Here is a 22,444-nt window from a genome sequence, read left to right on the forward strand (position 1 = left end):
CACCCCGAGAGAAGAGAGCCGACGATGACCATCTTCCCCGGCGGACGGCGCAGAGCCGCCCTCGCCCTCGCCCTGTCCGGCGTCCTCGCCCTGACCGCCACCGCCTGCGGTGACGACGGCAGCGGCACGGGCGGCGACAAGGGCACCGAGGGATCGGGCAAGGGAAAGATCACCTTCTGGGACAACAACGGCGGTGTCCGCACCGAGGTCTGGAAGGAGATCATCGCGGACTTCGAGAAGGCGAACCCCGACATCGACGTCGAGTACGTCGGGATAGCCTCCAAGGAGGTCCAGTCGAAGTACGACACCGCCATCCAGGGCGGCGCGCTGCCGGACGTCGGCGGCGTCGGCGCGGCGATGCTCGCCGGGATCGCCGCGCAGAACGCGCTCGAACCGCTCGACGCCCGGATCGACGGCAGCTCCCTCAAGGGAAAGCTGAACGCCGGCATGCTCGCGAGCGTCAAGGCGGCCGGCGGCCGGGACGAGCTGTTCACCGTCCCCACCTCCGCCAGCAACGGCGTGCTGTACTACCGCACCGACCTGTTCGAGGCGGCCGGCCTGGAGGAGCCCGCCACCTGGTCGAAGTTCTACGCGGCGGCCGAGAAGCTGACGGCGGCGGAGAAGAACCGCTTCGGCTACACGATCCGCGGCGGCGCGGGCTCCATCGCCCAGGCCCTGGACGCCATGTACGGCCAGAGCGGCATCACGTCCTTCTGGAACGGCGACAGGACCACCGTCAACGACCCGAAGAACGTCGCCGCCCTGGAGAAGTACGCCGGCCTGTTCAAGCGGACCACCCCGGCCGCCGACGTCAACAACGACTTCACCAAGATGGTCGCCCAGTGGGACAGCGGCCAGATCGGCATGCTGAACCACAACCTGGGCTCCTACAAGGACCACGTGAAGGCGCTCGGCACGGAGAAGTTCCGCGGCATCCCCAACCCGACCCTGGACGACGGCACCCGCGTGCAGGTCTCCAACCCCGTCGACGGCCTCGGCCTCTTCTCGTCGAGCAGGAACAAGGCCGCCGCCTGGAAGTTCATCGAGTTCGCCGCCTCCCACGCGTCCAACAGCAAGTGGAACGAGTCGGCCGGCGCCATCCCCGCCAACACCGAGGCCGCCGCCGACCCGTGGCTCGCGAAGGCCGAGCCGACCAAGCTCGGCGCCGAGGTCCTCTTCAGCGGCAAGGCCACCATCGTCGAGCTGCCGTACTACCTGCCCGACTGGAACACCATCTCCAAGGCCGACAACGAGCCCGCGTTCCAGAAGGTCCTCCTCGGCAAGTCCACCGCCGAGGAGTTCCTCGACCACCTCGCCGAGCAGCTGAACGCCGCCCAGGCCGAGTGGAAGCGGCAGTCCCGGTGAGCGTCGACCGCCGCGCGGTCGTCACGACCGGGGCGGGCCTCGCGCTCGCCCTGGCCGGGGCCCCCGCGGCCCGGGCGCAGAGCCGGCCCCGCGGGCGGACGCTGTTCGTCGCCGGCGACTCGACGGCCGCGCAGAAGTACGCCGACGCGGCACCCGAGACCGGCTGGGGGACGGCCCTGCCGTTCTTCCTGCACCGGGGGATCGCGGTCGCCAACCACGCGGTCAACGGGCGCAGCACCAAGAGCTTCCTCGACGAGGGCCGGTTCGGACCGATCGCGGCGGCGCTGCGCCCCGGCGACCTGCTCCTGATCCAGTTCGGCCACAACGACGCGAAGGCCGCCGACCCGGCCCGCTACACCGAACCGTGGACCACCTACCAGGACAACCTGCGCGTGTTCGTCGGGGGCGCGCGGGCGCGGGGCGCCCTTCCGGTGCTGGCCACCCCCGTGGAGCGGCGGAAGTTCGCCGCCGACGGGACGGCCCTGCGCACGCACGGCGCGTATCCGGCGGCGATGCGGGCGGTCGCCGCGGAGGAGGACGTGCCGCTGCTGGACGTCGAGGCGCTGTCGCTGGCCCTGTGGCAGGAGCTGGGACCCGAGACGACGAAGACGTACTTCAACTGGACCGCGACCGAGCAGGACAACACGCACTTCAACCCGCCCGGGGCGATCGAGGTGGCCCGTCTGGTGGCCGCCGAGCTCCTGCGCACCCGGGTCCTGGCGCCGCGCGAACTGCGCCGCCTGGACGACGGGATACCCACCGACCTGATCACCTGGCCCGATTCCGAGGAGAGCTGACCGTGAACCGACGCAAGCGACGGGGAGTGGTGGCCGCGACCGCCCTCGCCCTGACCGTCACCGCGCCCGCGGCGAGTGCCCACGCCGGTCACCGGCCGGGCGCCGACCCGGCCCGCGCCACCCTGCCGGCCGGGGACGGCTGGGCCTCCGACGGCACCGGCACGACCGGCGGGTCCGCCGCGGCGGCCTCCCGGGTCTTCACCGTCACCACCTGGGCGGAGTTCCGGGCCGCGCTCGCGGTCGCCGGCACCGAGCCGCGGATCGTCAAGGTGGTCGGCACCCTGAACGCGACCGCCGCCGGCTGCGCCGCCTTCGAGGCCCCCGGCTACGACTTCGCCCGCTACCTCGCCGACTACGACCCGGCCGTCTGGGGGTACGAGAACGAGGTCGGCGGCCCCCAGGAGGACCTGCGGGCGGCCTCCGCCACCGCCCAGGGCGAGGCGATCAAGGTGAAGGTGCCCGCGAACACCACGATCACCGGCGTCGGCCGGCACGCGGGCATCACCGGCGGCAGCCTCCAGGTGCAGGGCGTGGACAACGTCATCGTCCGCAACCTCACCCTGGAGAGCCCGCTCGACTGCTTCCCCCAGTGGGACCCGACGGACGGCGCGACCGGGGCGTGGAACTCCGAGTACGACAGCCTCGTCGTGTACGGCTCCACGCACGTGTGGATCGACCACAACACGTTCACCGACGGGGCCCACCCGGACAGTTCGCTGCCCTCGTACTACGGCGAGGTCTACCAGCAGCACGACGGCGAACTCGACGTCGTGCGGGGCGCCGACCTCGTCACCGCCTCCTGGAACGTCTTCACTGACCACGACAAGACGCTGATGATCGGCAACAGCGACAGTGCCGGCGCCACCGACCGGGGCAAGCTGCGCGTCACGCTGCACCACAACCTCTTCGACGGCGTCGTGGAGCGCGCGCCGCGGGTCCGCTTCGGCCGGGTCGACGCGTACAACAACCACTTCGTGGTGCCGGACGGGCCGTACGTGTACAGCCTCGGCATCGGCCTGGAGTCCCGGTTGTTCGCCGAGAGGAACGCGTTCACGCTCGCCGCCGGCGTCCCCGCCGGGAAGATCCTGAAGAAGTGGAAGGACGCGCCGGTCACGGTCGCGGGCAACTACGTCAACGGCGCCCCGGTCGACCTGCTCGCCGTCCACAACGAGCAGTACCCGGGCGAGACGCTGCGCGCCGACGCGGGCTGGACCCCGGTCCTGCGCACCCGGGTCGACCACCCGAGGGCCGTGCCCGCCCTCGTCGACCACCACGCGGGCGCGGGCCGCCTCCGCTGAGACCTCCGGGAGGACCCGCATGCCCGCACACCCCACCGGGGCCGAAGGCCCCGGACGCCGCACCCTGCTCACCGCCGGCCTCGGCGCCGCCCTCGCCGCGGCGCTGCCGGCCGGGACCGCGACCGCCGCTCCCCCGGCTCCCTTCGGCCGGTTCGGTTCGCCCTCAGCCCGACTCACCGAGCGGACCCTGTACGTGCACCCCGGCGGCCTCGGCGACCACACCACCGTCCAGGCCGCGGTCACCGCGGCGGCCGGCGCCGACCGGACCCTGGTCCTCGCCGCCGGCACCTACCGCGAGACGGTCGCCGTGGGCCCGGACCGCACCGGCATGACGTGGATCGGCGCGACCGGGAACCCCGGGGACGTCGTCGTGGTGTACGCCAACGCGGCCGGCACGCCCCGGCCCGAGGGCGGCACCCACGGCACGACCGGCTCGGCGACCACCACCGTCCGGGCGGACGGCTTCACCGCCCAGGGCGTCACCTTCGCCAACGACTTCCTGCGCACCGACCTCCCGGGGAACCCCGGCACGCAGGCCGTCGCGCTGAAGGTGCAGGGCGACCGGTCGGCGTTCTTCCACTGCCGCTTCCTCGGCCACCAGGACACCCTGTACGCCGACTCGGCGTCCCTGGCCGCCGTCGCCCGGCAGTACTTCGCCCACTGCCACGTGGAGGGCGACGTCGACTTCGTGTTCGGCCGGGCCAGGGCGGTCTTCGAGCACTGCCACTTCCGTACGCTGCTCCGCCCCGACCTGGCCGCGGCCCCGCACGGCTTCGTCTTCGCCCCGTCCACGGCCCGGACCAACGCCTCCGGCTTCCTCGCCTCCCGCTGCCGGGTCACCGGCGAGGCGCCGGACGGCTTCTACAAGCTGGCCCGGCCCTGGGTGCCCGGCTCGGACCCCACGGCCTGGCCGTCGCTCGTCGTCCGGGACAGCGTCCTGGGCCCCGGGATCGACGCCACCGCCCCGTACGCGAACATGCGCGAGGCCTCTCCGTGGCAGGCGCAGCGGTTCGCCGAGTACCGCAACACCGGCCCCGGGGCCGCGATCACGGTCCCGGAGAACCGTCCCCGACTCACCGCCGCCGAGGCCGCGTCCGCGACCCGGGCGGGGTATCTGGGCGACTGGACCCCCCGGCGGCCCTGCGCCTGACGGGCGGGGCGGGCGCACCACCCGGGTCCGGTTCGGGGCCCGGGTGGCTGCCGCGTTCACGGGCGCAGGAGCGGGAAGCGGAACGGCGCCCAGAGCGCGCGGACGGCGGCGCGGTCGCCGGCCGCGAGGTCGTCGCGCGAGCGGTCGCCCCCGTCGTCACGCTCGTCGTCGTCACGCTCGTCGTCGCCCTCGTGATCGCGGGTCCTCCACACTTTGGCGGCGCCGGTGGTCCCGTCGAACGGCGGCCAGCCCGGGTCGCCGGTGGCGGCGAAGGCGGCCCAGGCCCGGACCATGCGGCGGGAGAGCGCGTGGTCGGCGGCGGTGGGGACGCCGCCGACGAGGAAGGCCACGCAGTCCTCGTCGAGGGTGCCGAAGGCGAAGGGGACGTCCGCGCAGTGCCAGGCGCGCACGGGGCCGTCCGGGCCGGTGCGCCGCCGGTCGAAGCGCGCGAGGTACGTCCGGCCGCCGCCGCGGGCGTGCCGCTCGGCGAGCCGGTCGGCGTAGGCCCCGAACAGGAGGTCGCCGAAGACGGCGAGGTACACGTCGAGCACCGGCGCGTCGGGGCGTTCGGCGCGGTAACCGGCGATCAGGCCGTCGGGGAGTCCGAAGTCCTCGGCGAATCGGGCCAGTTGCTCCTCCGTGGTGACCTTGGCGCTGCTGCCGACGGCGTCGAGCAGCCAGTACTCCTCGGTGGTGTGGCAGACCAGCAGGTCCACGTCCCGGGCGGCTCCGGCGACCGGCGCGGCGAGGGGGTCGGCGGGCAGGACGTCGCCGTCGAGGACGGGGGCGTAGAGCGAGGGGTCGTAGTGGCGGGAGCCCGACGCGGGGTCGCGCCGGTAGTCGTCGACCACGCGGTCGGAGGCGGCGACCAGGGCTTCGGGGCTCGCCGAGCGGAGGCCCGCCGCGGTGGCGGGGCGACCCGCGGCGGCGGCGACCTCGCGGGTCGTCGCGGCCGCGGTCTCCGGTGTGTGGCAGGGGCTCGCGGGGCTGTGGGCGATGGCCCGGCGGAACAGGCCGCGGGCGCGGTCCGTCGCCATCAGGCAGGCGACGGACGCGGCTCCGGAGGACTGGCCGGCGATCGTGACGTTGCCGGGGTCGCCGCCGAACGCCGCGATGTTGTCCCGGACCCAGCGCAGGGCGGCGACCTGGTCGAGCAGGCCGCGGTTGTCCGGGTACGCGTCCGCCCCGGCCGCCGGTACGTGCCCGAACCCCTCGAAGCCGAGCCGGTAGTTGAGGGTGACGACGACGAGACCGGCGCGGGCGAGGACAGCGCCGTCGAAGTCGGGCTGGGCCGAGGAGCCGAAGGCGTAGGCGCCGCCGTGGATCCACACGAGGACGGGCAGGGAGCCGCCGTCCGGGGCCGGAGTCCAGACGTTGACGGTGAGGACGTCCTCGTCGCCGGGCGACCACACGGGCGCGCCGGGCAGCTCCGCCGACTGCGGGGCGATCGGGCCGAAGGCCGTACCGTCCCGCACCCCGGCCCACGCGGGCGCGGGGGCGGGCTCCCTGAACCGGTGGGCGCCGAACGGCGGTGCCGCGTAAGGGATTCCGCGTACGGCGACGACGTCGGCGGCCGCCCGGAAACCTCGTACCGCACCGCTCGTCGTCTTGAAGATGTCCATGCGGCGCAGCCTCTCACCGCGTCCCCGACCGGCACCAACACCGAGATCACGACGATTCACGCACCGCGGGTGTCAATGCCGGGCGAGGCCGCCGGCGGGCCTTTCGACGAGCCCCGCGCGAAGCCGCGGGCGGACCTCCCGACGGATCCCGAACCGAGTCGCGGGCGGACCTCCCGACGGATCCCGAACCGAGTCGCGGGCGGACCTCCCGACGGATCCCGAACCGAGTCGCGGGCGAGCCTCCCGACGGGCCCGCCCGGCCTCGTCTCAGCCGCGCCTCGGACCCGCCCGGCCTCGGCTCAGCCGGGTGTCCGCGTAGACGGTCATCGCCTCGCACTGGTACGCGGCGAGGCCCTCGGCGATCCTGTCGAAGTTCGCGCGGAAGCGCGGGTCTTCGGCGTAGGTGCGGGCCGGAAGCCCTCGAAGAGGTTTTCGGGGCGGTTGACGCTCACCATGTCGTGGTCCTCGTTCTCCTGGAGTTCGGCGAGGGTGCGGGCGACCGTGCGGGCCGGCGTGCCGAGCCGGTCCCGCTCGGCGACCAGCCGGGCGTGGTGCTCGCGCAGGACGGCCACGCGGTCGGCCCCGCTGTCGAGGACGTCCCGGATCTCGCGCAGGCCGAGGTCCAGCTCCCGCATGAGCAGGATCTGCTGGAGGCGCAGCAGCTGGGGCTCCTCGTAGTGGCGGTGCCCGTCGCCCTCGGTCCACGCGGGTGCGAGCAGGCCGATCTCGTCGTAGTGCCGCAGCGTCCGGGACGTCACCCCGGACGTCCGGGCCACCTCCGCGATCGACCAGGCCATGACGGTGTCCTTCCCTCGCCGGGGGCCGGTGTCTCCGGCCCCGTACGAGGACGGTAGGAGTTGACGCCGCGTCAACCGCAAGCCGGTCAGGACCCCCCGGGGCCCCCGAAGCCGCCCCGGAGGGTGGTGCGGCCGCCGTCGGGGCCGGTCAGGAGGACGGTGTACGTGTCGGCCGAGGCGTCGCGCGCGCCCTCGGCGTGGTTGTACTGGGCGGCGAAGGTGTGGGGGCCGGGCGGCACCGCGCGGCCCGGCTCGAGGGTCCAGCGGTAGACGAGGGCGCGGGGCTCCTCGGTCACGGTGACCGTGAAGTCCTCGGCGGGGCGGGTGCGCCAGTGGCCGGTGCTCACCACTCCGGGCGTGCGGGCGACGCGCAGTTCGACGGTGAGCCCGGAGACGGCCGAGTCCGTCGTGAGGGCGAGGTCGCTCTGGGCCCACCAGCGGTTGCTGCCGGGGTTGATCGTGCCGGCGGCGCGGGCGGTCGGACCGGGCGCGGGCAGCGTCGCGGCGGGTCCGGCCGGCCGGTCGCCCAGGGTGGTCGCCGCGAGGCCGCCGATGCCGGCGACCCCGGCGACGGCCGCGGTGACGGCGACGGCCACGGCCCAGCGGCGGCCGGTCCACCGGCGGGACGGCCGGGTGCGCCGGCCGGCCGGGGACGGTTCGGCCATGCCCCGTTCCACCCGGGCGAGGATGCGGGCGTGGTCGGGCCGGTGCGCGTGCGCCGCGTCCCTCAGTTCGCGGCGGATCCGGGTCTCGTCCATCAGCGCCTCCCCGCGGCGAGTTCGGTGGCGGCCCGGGGGCCGAGCAGGCGCTGGAGTTCGGCCATGCCCTTGGCGGTCTGGCTCTTGACCGTACCGACCGAGACGCCCAGGGCGAGGGCGGTGTCGCGTTCGGAGAGGTCGAAGGCGTGCCGGAGCACGACGCAGGCGCGCTTGCGGAAGGGCAGGGCGCGCAGCGCCGCCCTGACGTCCACGACGGCGGGCACGTCGGGGTCCTCGGTGTGCTCGGGGCGCCGGTCCCAGAAGGCGGCGATGCGGCGCCGTTCGCGCACGGTGCCGCGGATGCGGGTGCGGACGAGGTTGGCGACGACGCCCCGGGCGTAGGCGGCGGGGTGGTCGGCGGCGCGGACCCGGTCCCAGCGGTGCCAGAGCGCGAGCATGGCGTCGGCGGCGAGGTCGTCGGCGGCGTCGGTCTCGCCGGTCAGCAGGTGGGCGAGGCGCGCGAGTTCGGCGTAGTGGCGTTCGAAGAAGGCCCGGAACTCCGCCGCGCTGTCGCCGGTGTCAGCGTCCGTCGTGGCCACGGCGGTCCTCGGCGCGGGGGGCGGGTGCGGTGCTGGCGCGCGCGGTCAGTCGGGGCGCGATGAGTTCCGTACCGCGCGCGTCCTGTCCGGCGAGGCGGGCGACGAGCCGTTCGACGGCCCGCCGGCCCATCTCCCGGGCGGGTACGGAGACGGCGGTGAGCGGCACGGAGGCGTGCACGGCGACCTGGTCGGGGCAGATGGCGACGACGGAGACGTCCTCGGGGACGGCGCGGCCCTGGTGGCGCAGGAGGGCGAGGAGGGGCTCGACGGCGGCCTCGTTCTGGACGACGAGGGCCGTGGTGCCGGGGCGTTCCTCGAAGACGCGGGTGACGGCGGCGGCGACGGCCGCGTAGGTGCCGTCGACGGGCCGGTGGAGCAGGCCGACGCCGTGGGCCCCGGCGGCGGCGCGCAGCCCGGTGAGGGTGCGGGCGGCGAAGCCGGTGCCGCGCTCGTGGACGGCGGGGGGTTCGCCGAGGACGGCGACGGCGGTGTGGCCGAGGGAGGCGAGGTGTTCGACGCAGCGGGCTCCGGCGGCCTCGAAGTCGAGGTCGACGCAGTCGAGTCCAGTGGCGTCGGCGGCCTCGACGCTCTCGGCGGGCAGGCCGATGAGGACGGCGGGCCGTTCGGCGGCCCGGAGGAGGGGGATCCGCGGGTCGTCGAGGCCGACGTCCATGACGATCATGGCGTCGGCGACGGCGCTGCCCTCGACGCGGCGGACGGCCTCGGGGCCCTCCTCGCCGGTGAGCAGCAGGACGTCGTAGCCGTGGGCGCGGGCCGTGGTGGTGACGGCCATCGCGATCTCCATCATGACGGGCACGTAGAGGCCGGTGCGCAGCGGCATCATCAGGGCGAGGATGTCGGTGCGGCTGCTGGCGAGCGCGCGGGCGCCGGCGTGCGGCCGGTAGCCGAGGGTGTCGATGCTGTGCTGGATGCGCTCGCGGGTGGGGCCGGATATGGAGCGTTTCCCGCTGAGCACGTAGCTGACGGTGCTGGCCGAGACCCCGGCGTGGCGGGCGACATCGGCGAGGGTGACCACGTGCGCGCTCCTGGACGGTTCCCGGTGTTCCGGGCGACCGCCCGACGATTCGGCTCCCGACCCTAAGCGGCGGCTCGACGAGCTGTCCAGGCGGGTCGCGAGGAGTCCGGGGCTTCGGCCGGGCGCCGGGAGCGTCCGGAGGCCGGGCGGTCCCCTCGCGGGGGCCGCCCGGCCTCGTCGTACGCGGAGCCGTCTCCATGCGGGGCGGGCTGTTATTCGAGCAGCTCCGCGTACGAGCCCATGGCCAGGGCGATGTCCGCCTGGGCCCAGAACCGGTGGTAGGTGAAGACGGGTGCGGCGCCGCCCGCCAGGTAGGCCTCGATCTTGGGCCAGGCCGGGTCGTCCTCGTAGAAGGAGCGGATCGAGGCGAAGGTCGAGGAGGAGTTCACCGCGTCGCCGTTGGGCATGGTGCCGGTCCAGCCGCTCGGCACGTAGACCGGGTCGTCGAAGCGGTTGTAGTCGGCGCGGGTCTCCGGGACGGCGATGCCCAGTGGGTCCTGGTGGTGGTCCCACATGCCGTCGAGGAGGGCCTTGGCGACGCGCTTGGCCTCGGCGTGACCGGACTTGGCCGCGTAGTAGGTGAGCGTCTTGGCGTAGGCGGCGGCGACGCCGACGTCGTCGGTGTAGTCGGCGACGGTGACGTGCAGGCCGGCGTTGGCGCCGGGGCTGGTCGCGTTCCAGGTGTCGGGCGCGCCCGACCACTGGAGGGTGGAGGGGATGCGGTAGGTGCCGTCCGGGTTGATCGTGGTCTTGGACAGCGCCCAGGAGACCCACTTGTCGAGGACGGTCTTCGCCTCTGCGTCGCCGGTCTGCTGGTAGTACTCGGCGACGCGCTCCATGGACCAGGCCTGGAAGCCGAACCACTGGTTGGACGCGGGGTCGTGGTAGACGGGCTTCTCGTCGTAGTACATGCCGTGGAAGGTCGGCGTGCCGGCCGGCGGGGTGGCGTAGCGGCCCTGCCAGCTGTTGGTGGCGCCGCCCGCGATGGCGCCCTCGTCCGACTGGAGCCAGCGGTAGAACTCCAGCTGCCGGTCGAGGCTGGTCGCCCAGTCCGCCGCGCCCGTCGTCGACTTGGGCTTGAGCGGGGCGTACGTGCTGAGCGCGTACGCGGCGAGCGGGTTCTGGTAGCCGCCGTGGGCGTGGCTGGAGCCGATCCGCCAGGACCAGCCGGCGGAGGTGTCGGTGGCGCCGCCCCAGGCGTAGTACCAGGACATCAGGTAGTGCGCGCTGTCCTTGCCGGTGCCGGCCGGGCAGGCGGTGGGGCCGACGCAGTTCCCGACCTTCTTGAAGTACTTGTCGAACATCGCGTAGCGCAGGTAGTCGCCCATCTTGGCGGCCTTGCCGACGGTCGCGGTGACCTGGCTCCCCTTGCCCTGCTGCTTGGCCCAGAGGTCGGCCCAGTAGGCGGCCTGGACGGCGCGGGCGTCGGCGTCGGGGGCGTTGGTGTACTTCCACTGCTTGGCGTAGGAGGCGTCCCCGGTGAAGAGGTCCAGGTAGCCGTTCCTGCCGCCGTAGGCGAACGTGTCGCAGGTGGGGTGGGTGACGGTCTCCCAGACGGACTCCTGGGGGCCGCGCTGGAAGGTGTTGATGTACGAGGGGCCGGTCGCCGTCGGTCCGGCGGAGCACTTCCCCGGCTCGTTGCCGAAGCCGTAGACGTTGTCGACGTCCTGGATCCAGTGCATGCCGTAGATGTCGTCGGTGCCGTAGGCGCTCTTGAGTTCGGCGGCGATCGGGTCGGAGCCGGAGGTCACGCCGGAGTCGAGCTTCGCCGGGTACTGCGACGGGAGGTCCCATTCGGGGGCGTACGTGGTCGGCTTGGAGGCGTTGTAGGAGGAGGTGGTGGGCTGGTCGGCACGGGTGGGGATCATGAATTTCTCCATGGTGTCCCAGGCGCCGTTGAACTTGGTCCAGTCGCCGGTGATCTTGCCGTACATGGCCTGGAGCCAGATGAGGTAGCTGTACGCCTCCGAGGTCGTCTCGTGCCCGTGGTCGGGGGCCTCGACGATCAGGGTCTCGACGGAGTGGTACGGGATGCCCTCGGGCGAGAAGTAGCCGTTGGCCGGGTTGGTGATCTTCCCGTGCAGGTCGAGGAAGCGGGCGTCGTACGTGGAGTCCGCGGCCAGCTGGGCGACGGTGACCTCGGCCTTGGCGTGGCCGGGGGCGGTCGCGGTGAAGACGGCGGAGCCGGTGCCGGTGGCCGCGGCGGCGACGGTCACCTTCTGGGCGGTGTTCCAGTTCGCCGGGGTGAAGGTGAGGGTCGCCGGGGTCGCGGTGAGGTTGGTGTTGCCTGAGGTGCGGGCGACGCTCACCGTGACGTTCGCGGTCGGGGCGGTGGACAGCTTCAGGTCGAAGGTGCCGGTGGCGCCCTGGCGGACGCCGAGCTGGGTCGGGGAGGCGACCAGTGCGGGTCCGGCGGCGACGGTGATGCCGACGGGGGCGGATTCGGCGGAGGCGCCGAGACTGTCGTAGGCCTTGGCGTAGAGGGAGTGGGCGCCGGTGGCGAGGCCGGCCGCGCTGTGGGTGAAGGGCGCGGTCGTGTCGGTGCCGAGGAGCGTGGTGTCGCTGTAGAACTCCACCTTGCTCACGGTGGCGTCGTCGGCCGCGGCGGCGGTGGCGGCGAGCGGCACCGCGTCGCCCTCGGTGTAGACGGCGCCCGCGGCGGGGCTGGTCAGGACGGCGACCGGGGGCTGGTGGGCACCGGTGCAGGTGGTGCCGTTGACCGCGAAGGCGGTCGGGGCGGCGTTGGTCCCGCTGTAGGTGAACTGGGCGCCGGTCGTGGTGGCGGCGCCCGCGGCGAGGGTGCCGTTCCAGGAGGCGTTGGTCACCGTCACGTTCCTGCCGGACTGGGACCAGACGCCGTTCCATCCGTTGGTGACCTTCTGGTCACCGGCGTAGGAGTACGTGAGGGTCCAGCCGTTGAGCGCGGTGGTCGCCCGGTTGGTGAGGGTGAGTTCGGCGGTGAAGCCGGAACCCCAGTCGTTCGTCTTGTAGTCGACGCTGCACTGCACGGCGGCGGCCTGGGCCGTGGTGGCACCGACGGCCGTGAGGCCGAGGGGCAGCGAGAGCGCCGCGGCCAGCGCGGTCAGCTGCCGGCGTGGTCGGCGTACGGGTGGTCGTGGCATGCGGTGGTTCTCCTCGCGGCTCGGGAGGTTGGGGGTGCGAAGAGCGAGAAGGGCGTGCGGGGACAAGCCCTGAACCAGTGGGAGCGCTCCCACTGTGCAGTTGAGCCGCAACGGCGTCAAGGTGTGTGAAGAGTCGAAGGCAGATGAGGCGGAAATTTACCCAACCCCTCTTTTGCTTGGCGCCAGTTGACGCTACGGTCTGCCCGACCAGTGGGAGCGGTTCCATCCAGTCGGCACACCATCAGGGGTGTGCCCTCGCTGTGAGGACTCGCTCATGCGACATCCCCCACGTCTGTCCGCGCTGCTCGCAGGAGCGGCGCTCACGATGGCGAGCACCGCCTTCGCCGTCGTGGGTACGGCCTCCGGAGCAGCGGCCGCACCCGCCTGCACAGTGGAGTACTCGGTCGTCGGCCAGTGGTCCGGCGGCTACCAGGGCGCCGTCACGATCACCAACAACAGCGCCGCGCTGAACGGTTGGAGCCTCGGCTTCGCCTTCCCGGCCGGCCAGGTCGTCAGTCAGGGCTGGGGCGGGAAGTGGTCCCAGTCCGGGGCGTCCGTCACGGTCCTGAACGAGAGCTGGAACGCCGCGCTCGCCACGGGCGCGAAGGTCACGGGCGGCTTCATCGCCTCCTGGACGGGCGCCAACACGGCTCCCACCGCGTTCACGCTCAACGGCACGCCCTGCAACGCCGACGGGCCCACGCCCACCCCGACGCCGACCCCGTCGACCACGACACCCACACCGACCCCCACCGACCCGACCACACCCCCTACCACCCCTCCCCCGACCCTCCCACCGCCGACCCCCGTCTCCGGCGCGCCCGAACTCGGCGTGACCGGGAACAAGTTCACCGACCAGAACGGCGCGGTCCGCCGCCTCCTCGGCGTCAACCGCTCCGGCGGCGAGTTCATGTGCGTCCAGGGCTACGGCTTCTTCGACGGTCCCGTCGACGACGCCTCGGTCAAGGCCATCGCCGACTGGAAGGCCAACACGGTCCGCATCCCCCTCAACGAGGAGTGCTGGCTCGGCCTGGACAACATCAAGCCCGAGTACCGCGGCGCGAACTACGTCAACGCGGTCAAGGACCTGGTGGCCAAGGTGCTCGCCCACGGAATGACCCCCGTGGTCGAACTGCACTGGACCCACGGCCAGTACACCGGCAACTCGTCGGGCTGCGCCGACGTGCACGCCTCCTGCCAGAAGCCGATGCCCGGCGCCCAGTACACCCCGGCGTTCTGGACCTCGGTGGCGAACACCTTCAAGAACGACCGGCGGGTCGTCTTCGACCTGTTCAACGAGCCCTATCCGGACCGGGCGACCTCCACCGCGGCACAGGCCTGGTCCTGCTGGCGCGACGGCGGCACCTGCCCCGGCATCGGCTACGAGGTCGCCGGCATGCAGGACCTGGTGGACGCGGTCCGCGCCACGGGATCGAAGAACCTCGTCCTCGTCCCGGGCATCGCGTACTCCAACGACCTCAGCCAGTGGCTCACGTACGCCCCCACGGACCCGGCGGGCAATCTGGCCGCCGCCTGGCACGTCTACAACTTCAACACCTGTTCCGACGAGACGTGCTGGAACAACACCCTCGCCCCGGTGGCCGCCAAGGTGCCCCTCCTCGCGGGCGAGATCGGTGAGAACACCTGCGGGCACGCGTTCATCGACCGCGTCATGAAGTGGTTCGACGACCGCGGCCTCTCGTACCTGGGCTGGACCTGGAACACCTGGAACTGCAACTCCGGTCCCGCGCTCATCAGTTCGTACGACGGCACCCCCACCGCATTCGGCATCGGGCTGCGCGACCACCTGCGCGACCTCACCCCCTGAAAGGAACACCCACCCGCATGAGCCGCACCAGAAGCACCAGCCGCACCGCCCTCCTGGCGGCACTCGGCCTGATCACCGCCACCGGCGCCACCGCCACCGTGTTCGGCACCACCGCCGGCGCCGCCACCCCCGGCTGCAAGGTCGACTACCAGATCACCAACCAGTGGAACACCGGCTTCGGCGCCAACGTGACCGTCACCAACACCGGTGACCCGGTCGCCGCGTGGACCGTCGAGTGGACCTACGGCGGCAACCAGCAGGTCACCCAGGGCTGGAACGCCACCATCACCCAGTCCGGCGCGAACGTCACCGCCAAGAACGTCTCCTACAACGGGACGCTGGCCACCGGCGGCTCCACCTCCTTCGGCTTCAACGGCTCCTACAGCGGCACCAACGCCGTGCCGGCCACCTTCAAGCTGAACGGGGTCGTCTGCAACGGCGCCACCGAGCCGACGACGCCCCCGACCACCCCGCCCACCACTCCCCCGACCACGCCTCCCACCACGCCGCCGCCGGCCGGGACCAAGGCCGACAACCCGTACGCCGGCGCCAAGGTGTACGTGAACCCCGAGTGGTCCGCGAAGGCCGCGGCCGAGCCGGGCGGCACCAAGGTCTCCCAGCAGCCCACCGGCGTCTGGCTGGACCGGATCGCCGCCATCAACGGTTCGAGCACCTCGATGGGCCTGCGCGCCCACCTCGACAAGGCCCTGGAGCAGAAGGGCTCCGGCGAGCTCGTCGTCCAGCTCGTCGTCTACAACCTGCCCGGCCGCGACTGCGCCGCGCTCGCCTCCAACGGCGAGCTGGGCCCGACGGAGATCAACCGCTACAAGACCGAGTACATCGACCCGATCGCCGCGATCCTCGCCGACGCGAAGTACGCGGGCCTGCGGATCGTCACCACGGTCGAGATCGACTCGCTGCCCAACCTCGTCACCAACGTCTCCGGACGTCCGACGGCCACCGCCAACTGCGACGTCATGAAGGCCAACGGCAACTACATCACCGGCGTCGGCTACGCGCTCAAGAAGCTCGGCGCGATCGGCAACGTCTACAACTACATCGACGCCGGCCACCACGGCTGGCTGGGCTGGGACGACAACTTCGGCCCGTCCGCCGAGCTGTTCAAGCAGGCCGCCACGGCCGAGGGCTCGACGCTCTCCAACGTGACCGGCTTCATCGTCAACACCGCCAACTACAGCGCCCTGAAGGAGGACCACTTCACCATCAACGACAGCGTGAACGGCACCTCCGTGCGCCAGTCGAAGTGGGTCGACTGGAACCGCTACACCGACGAACTGTCGTACGCCCAGGCGATGCGCGCCAAGCTGGTCTCCATCGGCTTCGACAGCAACCTCGGCATGCTGATCGACACCTCCCGCAACGGGTGGGGCGGCACCGCCCGGCCCACCGGTCCGGGCGCCCTGACCAGCGTCGACACCTACGTCAACGGCGGGCGCTACGACCGCCGCATCCACCTCGGCAACTGGTGCAACCAGTCCGGCGCGGGCCTCGGCGAACGGCCCCAGGCGGCCCCCGCAGCGGGCATCGACGCGTACGTCTGGATGAAGCCCCCGGGCGAGTCCGACGGCGCCTCCAAGGAGATCCCGAACAACGAGGGCAAGGGCTTCGACCGGATGTGCGACCCGACGTACACGGGCAACGCCCGCAACGGGAACAGCATGTCGGGCTCGCTGCCGGACGCCCCGATCTCGGGCCAGTGGTTCTCGGCCCAGTTCCAGGAGCTCCTGAAGAACGCCCATCCGGCGCTGTAGCACCCACCGCACGTGCCCCGCGGCCGACCCGGCCGCGGGAGCACGCGCGTGCCCCGCGGGACGAGACGTCCCGCGGGGCACCGGCGTGCCCGCACTCAGCAGGAGGACCGCACGACGAGCTCGGTCGGCAGCACGTGCCGGCGGGGCTCCTCGGGCGTCGCCGTGCCCTCGTGGATCTCCCGGATCAGCATCCGCGCCATCGTGCGGCCCATCTCCTCGATGGGCTGCCGCACGCTCGTCAGCGGCGGGTCCATCAGCCGTGCCACCGGCGAGTCGTCGACGCCGACGAGGGCCACGTCCTCGGGCACCCGGCGGCCCGCCTCCCGCAGCACCCCGCGCGCGCCGGCCGCCATCACGTCGGAAGCGGCGAAGACGGCGTCCAGGTCCGGGCGGCGGTCGAGCAGCAGCCGCATGGCCCGCCGGCCGCCCGCCTCGGTGAAGTCGCCCGCGGAGACCAGGTCCTCGTCGGGCGCGAGTCCGGCCTCGGTGAGCCCGGCCCGGTAGCCGCCGAGCCGGGCGCGCGCCACGTACATGTCGAGCGGCCCGGCGACGGTGGCGATCCTGCTCCGGCCGCGCGCCACGAGGTGGGCGACGGCGGCCCGGCCCGCCCCGATGTTGTCGGAGTCGACGTACGGCACGGGTTCGGCCTCGGCGCGGCGGCCGTTCATGACGACCGGGAGGCCCAGCTCGCGGATCCGGTCGGGCAGCGGGTCGTCGCCGTGCACGGAGGCGAGGAGCACCCCGTCGACGCGCTGGGCCGCCAGGTACTGCTCGAACCGCTGCCGCTCCTGCTCGCTGCGGACCAGGGTGAGCAGGAGCTGCTTGTCGGCCTCGGCGAGTTCGGCGCTGACGCCCCGGATGAGGTCGAGGAAGTAGGGCTCGGCGAAGAGCCTGGCCTCCGCCTCGGGGATGACGAGCGCGATGGCGTCGGTGCGGCTGCCCGCCAGGGCGCGGGCGGCCTGGTTGGGCACGTAGCCGAGTTCGGCGACGGCTCTGGCGACGGCCGTCCTGGTCTGTTCGCTCACCCGCGGGGAGCCGTTGATGACCCGGGAGACCGTGCCGCGGCCGACCCCGGCCCGGGCCGCTACCTGCTCCAGGGTGGGTCTGCCGCTCTGCCGTCCGTTCACAACTCCCGAACTCCCCTCGTAGGACAACGCGCTGCTCACCACGGCCACATAGGCATGGGAGCGCTCCCACACTAGTCCAAGACGATCCCGTCGCGCCACGCGTCCGCGTTCAGGAGATGACGCCCCGGTCACCGCAGGGTGGCGCGAAACCCCCGGAAAACCTTCCGGTAACGAATCCGCGTTCATCTCTTGACACCCGCACCCGCCAGGCAGCAACCTTCCGGCAACGACGTGGGAGCGCTCCCATCCGGGACGCGCACAGCCTGCACCAGGTCCTGCCAGGCAGCCGCCGAGCCGCGATCCGCCGGCCGGGCCTCATGGCGCACAACGAGCACCACCTTGGACGAGGAGAGTGGAATGCGCACTTCCAGCAGCAGACGCGGACGCCGTGCGGCGATCGCGGCGGTCGCCGTCGTCGTGACCGGCACGACCCTGCTCACCGGTTGCGGCAGCGACGACGACGGCGGCAAGGGCGGCAGCGGCGGCCAGGGCGCCGGGAAGATCACGCTGCGGATCGGGACCTTCGGTTCCTTCGGCTACGACAACAAGACCGGCGCCAAGCTCTACGCCGAGTACGAGCGGCTCCACCCGAACATCAAGATCGAGGAGTCGAACGTCTCCGACGGTCAGAAGTACTGGGACACCCTGAAGCTGCGCCTCTCCCAGAACAGCGGCGTCGCCGACATCCAGGCCGTCGAGGTCGGCTACATCGCCGAGGCGACCGGCACCGCCATGGCGAACAAGTGGGTCGACCTGGGCAAGGAGGGCGGCGCGAACACCGCCGACTTCCTCGACTGGAAGGTCAAGCAGGCGACGACCGCCGACAACAAGGTCATCGCCCTCGGCACCGACATCGGCCCCATGGCCATCTGCTACAACAAGGACCTCTTCGCCAAGGCCAAGCTGCCGACCGCCCGCGAGGAAGTCTCCAAGCTGTGGGCCGGCGACTGGGCCAAGTTCATCGAGACCGGCGAGAAGTACAAGGCCGCCGCGCCCGCCGGCACCTCCTTCCACGACTCCGCGAGCGGTCTCTTCAACGCCGTCGTCTCCAGCGACCCGGTGCAGTACGCCAACACCAGCGGCGAACTCGACTGGGAGAACAGCCCCGGCGTGAAGAAGGCCTGGGAGACCGCCGTCGAGGCCGCCCAGGGCGGACTCACCGCCAAGCTCCGCCAGTTCGACGAGAAGGGCACCTGGAACGCGGCGTTCAAGAACTCGAAGTTCGCCACCGTCGCCTGCCCGAGCTGGATGACCGGCATCATCAAGGACCAGGCCGGCCCCGCCAACCAGGGCAAGTGGGACATCGCAGCGCCGCCGGTCGCCGGCAACTGGGGCGGTTCCTTCCTCGCCGTGCCCAAGTCCGGCAAGCACACCAAGGAGGCCGCCGAGCTCGCGGCCTGGCTGACCGCCCCGGCCCAGCACGCCAAGGTGTTCGCGGTCAACGGCAACATCCCCTCGTCCAAGGACACGCTCGCCTCCTCGGCGGTCCAGGACGCCAAGCTGCCGTACTTCGGCGACACCCCGGTCGGCAAGATCTTCTCCAGCGCGGCGGCCGGCATCACCCCCGCCGTCATCAGCCGCTACGACGGCCAGGTGAAGACCTTCCTCACCGACAACGGCATCCTCGACATCGAGCAGCGCGGCACCGACCCGGCCAAGGCCTGGGAGAACGTCAAGAAGCTGGTCGACGACAAGATCGACCAGTAGCGGGGACCGTGCGCCGGCCCGCCGCCGCCTGCCGGGCGGCGGGCCGGCACCGTCCGCACCACCGCACGCATCGACCTGGAAGGACGCCCCCGTGGCCACCTCCGTTCGGGCGAGGCCCGACGGCTCCCCGCCGCCCGCCGCACCGCCCTCCTCCTCCGGCCCCCGGAGCCACCGCTCCTCCTCGGGCGGCTGGCGCAGCACGCTCTACCGCTGGGACCTCAAGGCGATCCCGTACGTCTTCGTCGCCCCCTTCTTCCTCACCTTCGCGGCCTTCGGCCTCTTCCCGCTGATCTACACGGGCTGGCTCTCGCTCCACCGGGTCGAGCTCGGCGGCGACCCGACGTGGAAGGGCCTGGAGAACTACACCGACCTCGCGACCAGCGAGTTCTTCTGGAACGCGCTCGTCAACACCTTCACCATCGGGGTGATCTCGACCGTTCCGCAGCTGCTCATGGCCCTGGGCCTGGCGCACCTGCTCAACTACAAGCTGCGCGGCCGGGGCTTCTTCCGGGTCGCGGTCCTCGCCCCGTACGCCACCTCGATCGCGGCGGCGACCCTGGTCTTCGCCCAGCTGTTCAACACCGACTACGGCATGATCAACGGCCTGCTGGGCTGGATCGGCATCGACCCGGTGAACTGGGAGTCGTCCAAGTGGCCGGCGCAGATCGCGATCTCGGTGATCGTCACCTGGCGCTGGACGGGCTACAACGCGCTGATCTACCTGGCCGCCATGCAGGCCGTGCCGCAGGACCTCTACGAGGCGGCCTCGCTGGACGGCGCCTCGCGCTGGCGCCAGTTCGTCAGCGTCACCATCCCCTCCATCCGGCCGACGATCCTCTTCACCATCATCGTGTCCACCATCGGCGCCACCCAGCTCTTCGGCGAGCCGATGCTCTTCGGCGGCAGCGTCGGCATCAGCGGCGGCAGCGGCAACCAGTTCCAGACGCTGAGCCTGCTGATGTACGAGAAGGGATGGGTGACCGGCGCGCTGGGGCAGGCGTCCGCCATCGCGTGGGTCATGCTGCTGCTCCTGCTCCTGATCGGCGGCGTCCAGGCGCTGGTGTCCCGCTCCAACCGCAAGAAGCTGGGGGGCTGACCTCATGGCCCGCACACTCGACACGTCGCCCGCCCCGGTCGGGGCCCCGGCGGCGGCCCGTCCGCCGCGCCGCTTCCGCCCGTCCGCCGGCCGCCAGCACCACGCCGGTCCGCTCACCTACGTGCTGCTCGTGGCGGCCGCGTTCGTCTCGCTCTTCCCGCTGTACTGGAACGTGGTCGCCGCCTCGCACACCGGCGAGCGGGTCGTCGAGGCGCCCGCGCCGCTGCTGCCCGGCAACCGCCTCCTGGACAACCTGAGCTTCGCCTGGAACCAGGTCGACATGGGCGCGGCGCTGATCAACACGACGATCGTGGCGAGCCTGGTGGCGCTGTCCACCGTGCTGTTCTCCACGCTCGCCGGTTTCGCCTTCGCCAAGCTGCCGTTCCGGGGCCGCGGGATGCTGCTCTCCCTCGTGGTCGCCACCATGACGATACCGCCGCAGCTCAGCGTCATCCCGCTGTACCAGATCATCACCGACCTCGGCTGGTTCGACCAGCTCCAGTCGGTCGTGCTGCCCTCGCTGGTCGCCGCCTTCGGCGTGTTCTTCATGCGTCAGTTCCTCGTGGAGGCGCTGCCGATGGAGCTGGTGGAGGCGGCCCGGATGGACGGGGCGCACAGCCTGCGGATCATCTGGCACGTGGTGTTCCCGATCGCCCGGCCGGCCATGGCCGTGCTCGGCATGCTGGTGTTCGTCCAGGCCTGGAACGACTTCTTCTGGCCGTTCATCGCCCTCACCCCGGACGGCAGCCCGACCCTCCAGGTGGCCCTCGCCGGGCTCGGGGCGGGCAACCACACCGTGGACCACGCCGTCGTGCTGACCGGTGCGCTGATCTCCACCGTGCCGCTGCTGCTCGTCTTCGCCTTCCTGGGCAAGCACATCGTGGGCGGCATCACGGCCGGTGCCGTCAAGAGCTGACCGGCCCCGCCGAGCCCTCACCCCCCTGTCCGTACCCCACCCCCGTACCCGCGTTGGGAGCGCTCTCCTATGACCGCGTCCGAAACCCGGCCGCTCACCGCCACCCGTTCGTTCCCGCCCGACTTCCTCTGGGGCGCGGCCACCGCCGCGTACCAGATCGAGGGAGCGGCGGCGGAGGACGGCCGTACCCCGTCCATCTGGGACACCTTCTCGCACACCCCCGGCAAGGTCTTCGAGGGCCACACCGGTGACGTGGCCGTGGACCACTACCACCGGTTCCGCGAAGACGTCGGCATCATGTCCGAACTCGGCCTGAACGCCTACCGGTTCTCCGTCTCCTGGTCCCGGGTGCAGCCCACCGGCCGCGGTCCGGCCGTCCAGAAGGGTCTCGACTTCTACCGGTCGCTCGTCGACGAGCTGCTGGAGGCCGGGATCGAGCCGGCCCTGACGCTCTACCACTGGGACCTGCCCCAGGAGCTGGAGGACGCGGGCGGCTGGCCGGAGCGCGCGACCGCCGAACGGTTCGCCGAGTACGCGGGCCTCGTCGCCGACGCCCTCGGCGACCGGGTCCGGCGGTGGACCACGCTCAACGAGCCCTGGTGCAGCGCCTTCCTGGGGTACGGCTCCGGGGTCCACGCCCCGGGCCGCACCGACCCGGTGGCCTCGCTGCGCGCCGCCCACCACCTCAACCTCGGGCACGGGCTCGCCGTCCAGGCCCTGAGGGCGGCGCTGCCGGCGGACCGGCAGATCTCGGTCTCGCTCAACCTGCACGAGGTGCGTCCGCTGACCGGCTCCGCCGAGGACCTCGACGCGGCCCGCCGCATCGACGCCGTCGGCAACCGCGTCTGGCTGGGCCCGATGCTGGAGGGCGCGTATCCCGAGGACCTGCTCGCCGACACGGCCCGCGTGACGGACTGGTCCTTCGTGCGGGACGGCGACACCGCCGCGGCGCACCAGCCGCTGGACCTGCTGGCGATCAACTACTACACGCCGACGCTCGTCTCGCACGTCCCGGAGGGTGCGGAGAAGCCGCAGGACGACGGTCACGGCAACAGCGCGTACTCGCCGTGGCCCGGGTCGGACTCGGTGGCCTTCCACCGGGCGCCGGGCGAGCCGACGGCGATGGGCTGGGCGGTCGACCCCGGCGCGCTGTACGACCTGCTGACCCGGGTCTCGGCGGCCTACCCCGAACTGCCGCTGGTGATCAGCGAGAACGGGGCCGCGTACGAGGACGTCGTCGGCGAGGACGGCACGGTCCACGACCCGGAGCGCGCCGCCTACGTGCACGCGCACCTGGAGGCGGTGCACCGGGCGATGACCGACGGGGTGGACGTGCGCGGCTACTTCCTCTGGTCGCTGCTCGACAACTTCGAGTGGGCCTACGGCTACGCGAAGCGGTTCGGCGCGGTGCGGGTCGACTACGACACGCTGGAGCGCACCCCGAAGTCCAGCGCGCGCTGGTACGCGCGGGTGGCGCGGTCGGGCGAGCTGCTCGCGCCCGACGGGGGCTGATC

At 72.4% G+C, this 22,444-nt stretch carries 16 protein-coding genes and 2 pseudogenes; 10 read left to right on the forward strand and 8 right to left on the reverse strand.

Annotation, left to right across the window (positions count from 1 at the left end; all coding sequences use genetic code 11):
• Window positions 1-24: 24 nt before the first annotated feature.
• Genes ACIQFX_RS16530 through ACIQFX_RS16545 form a run of 4 tightly spaced genes read left to right on the forward strand, consistent with a single transcriptional unit; the run spans window position 25 to window position 4,610 of the window.
• Window positions 25-1,365, forward strand: coding sequence for an ABC transporter substrate-binding protein (locus ACIQFX_RS16530; protein ID WP_402463564.1), 1,341 nt, complete (start codon window positions 25-27; stop codon window positions 1,363-1,365).
• Entirely contained in the window at window positions 1,362-2,162 is an 801-nt protein-coding gene (locus tag ACIQFX_RS16535) for a rhamnogalacturonan acetylesterase (protein ID WP_402463567.1), read from the forward strand. The genes ACIQFX_RS16530 and ACIQFX_RS16535 overlap by 4 nt, the downstream gene beginning before the upstream one ends.
• Window positions 2,163-2,164: 2 nt before the next feature.
• Complete coding sequence (locus ACIQFX_RS16540; protein ID WP_402463570.1) at window positions 2,165-3,460, forward strand: polysaccharide lyase family 1 protein; 1,296 nt, start codon at window positions 2,165-2,167, stop codon at window positions 3,458-3,460.
• 19 nt (window positions 3,461-3,479) lie between these two features.
• Window positions 3,480-4,610 carry a pectinesterase family protein gene (locus ACIQFX_RS16545; RefSeq protein WP_402463573.1) on the forward strand — a complete coding sequence of 377 codons (1,131 nt, stop codon included), beginning with the start codon at window positions 3,480-3,482 and terminating at the stop codon, window positions 4,608-4,610.
• A 56-nt stretch (window positions 4,611-4,666) separates the two neighbouring features.
• Here ACIQFX_RS16545 and ACIQFX_RS16550 read toward each other — a convergent pair whose 3' ends face one another.
• The 7 genes and pseudogenes from ACIQFX_RS16550 to ACIQFX_RS16580 all read right to left on the reverse strand — a co-directional run bounded on the left by ACIQFX_RS16550 (window position 4,667) and on the right by ACIQFX_RS16580 (window position 12,484).
• Window positions 4,667-6,232 carry a carboxylesterase/lipase family protein gene (locus ACIQFX_RS16550; RefSeq protein ID WP_402463576.1) on the reverse strand — a complete coding sequence of 522 codons (1,566 nt, stop codon included), beginning with the start codon at window positions 6,230-6,232 and terminating at the stop codon, window positions 4,667-4,669.
• A 267-nt stretch (window positions 6,233-6,499) separates the two neighbouring features.
• Window positions 6,500-6,598, reverse strand: a pseudogene (locus ACIQFX_RS16555) (hypothetical protein); the annotation flags it as partial.
• Window positions 6,599-6,636: 38 nt separating this feature from the next.
• Window positions 6,637-7,029 (reverse strand): annotated as a pseudogene (locus ACIQFX_RS16560) (MerR family transcriptional regulator); the annotation flags it as partial.
• 86 nt (window positions 7,030-7,115) lie between these two features.
• Window positions 7,116-7,787, reverse strand: coding sequence for a hypothetical protein (locus ACIQFX_RS16565; RefSeq protein ID WP_402463579.1), 672 nt, complete (start codon window positions 7,785-7,787; stop codon window positions 7,116-7,118).
• A complete protein-coding gene (locus ACIQFX_RS16570) occupies window positions 7,787-8,326 on the reverse strand; it encodes a SigE family RNA polymerase sigma factor (protein ID WP_402463582.1) in 540 nt (179 codons plus the stop codon). The genes ACIQFX_RS16565 and ACIQFX_RS16570 overlap by 1 nt, the downstream gene beginning before the upstream one ends.
• Window positions 8,307-9,362, reverse strand: a complete 1,056-nt coding sequence (locus ACIQFX_RS16575) for a LacI family DNA-binding transcriptional regulator (protein ID WP_402463584.1) — start codon at window positions 9,360-9,362, stop codon at window positions 8,307-8,309. The genes ACIQFX_RS16570 and ACIQFX_RS16575 overlap by 20 nt, the downstream gene beginning before the upstream one ends.
• A gap of 212 nt (window positions 9,363-9,574) precedes the next feature.
• Window positions 9,575-12,484 (reverse strand): glycoside hydrolase family 48 protein, encoded by a 2,910-nt coding sequence (locus tag ACIQFX_RS16580; RefSeq protein WP_402463587.1) that lies wholly within the window; start codon window positions 12,482-12,484, stop codon window positions 9,575-9,577.
• 274 nt (window positions 12,485-12,758) lie between these two features.
• Between ACIQFX_RS16580 and ACIQFX_RS16585 the strand changes: the two genes are divergently transcribed.
• Together ACIQFX_RS16585 and ACIQFX_RS16590 are read left to right on the forward strand one after the other, a co-directional pair.
• On the forward strand, window positions 12,759-14,312 hold the full coding sequence (locus tag ACIQFX_RS16585) for a cellulase family glycosylhydrolase (RefSeq protein ID WP_402463590.1): 1,554 nt from the start codon (window positions 12,759-12,761) through the stop codon (window positions 14,310-14,312).
• Window positions 14,313-14,329: 17 nt separating this feature from the next.
• Entirely contained in the window at window positions 14,330-16,084 is a 1,755-nt protein-coding gene (locus tag ACIQFX_RS16590; protein WP_402463593.1) for a glycoside hydrolase family 6 protein, read from the forward strand.
• A 95-nt stretch (window positions 16,085-16,179) separates the two neighbouring features.
• Here the strand turns inward: ACIQFX_RS16590 and ACIQFX_RS16595 are convergent, their stop codons facing one another.
• Window positions 16,180-17,211 (reverse strand): LacI family DNA-binding transcriptional regulator, encoded by a 1,032-nt coding sequence (locus tag ACIQFX_RS16595; protein WP_402463595.1) that lies wholly within the window; start codon window positions 17,209-17,211, stop codon window positions 16,180-16,182.
• 357 nt (window positions 17,212-17,568) lie between these two features.
• On the opposite strand from ACIQFX_RS16595, the gene ACIQFX_RS16600 reads away from it, so the two are divergent.
• The 4 genes from ACIQFX_RS16600 (at window position 17,569) to ACIQFX_RS16615 (ending at window position 22,442) form a co-directional block, all read left to right on the forward strand.
• The gene (locus tag ACIQFX_RS16600) at window positions 17,569-18,918 is read left to right on the forward strand and encodes an ABC transporter substrate-binding protein (RefSeq protein WP_402463597.1); all 1,350 of its coding nucleotides are present in this window, start codon (window positions 17,569-17,571) and stop codon (window positions 18,916-18,918) included.
• 91 nt (window positions 18,919-19,009) lie between these two features.
• Window positions 19,010-20,014, forward strand: coding sequence for a carbohydrate ABC transporter permease (locus tag ACIQFX_RS16605; protein WP_402463599.1), 1,005 nt, complete (start codon window positions 19,010-19,012; stop codon window positions 20,012-20,014).
• A 4-nt stretch (window positions 20,015-20,018) separates the two neighbouring features.
• Entirely contained in the window at window positions 20,019-20,930 is a 912-nt protein-coding gene (locus tag ACIQFX_RS16610; RefSeq protein ID WP_402463601.1) for a carbohydrate ABC transporter permease, read from the forward strand.
• Window positions 20,931-20,999: 69 nt separating this feature from the next.
• Window positions 21,000-22,442, forward strand: a complete 1,443-nt coding sequence (locus tag ACIQFX_RS16615) for a GH1 family beta-glucosidase (RefSeq protein WP_402463603.1) — start codon at window positions 21,000-21,002, stop codon at window positions 22,440-22,442.
• The last annotated feature ends 2 nt before the right edge of the window (window positions 22,443-22,444 follow it).

It is taken from the genome of Streptomyces sp. NPDC093089 (genome assembly GCF_044754405.1).
Classification (GTDB): Bacteria; Actinomycetota; Actinomycetes; order Streptomycetales; family Streptomycetaceae; genus Streptomyces.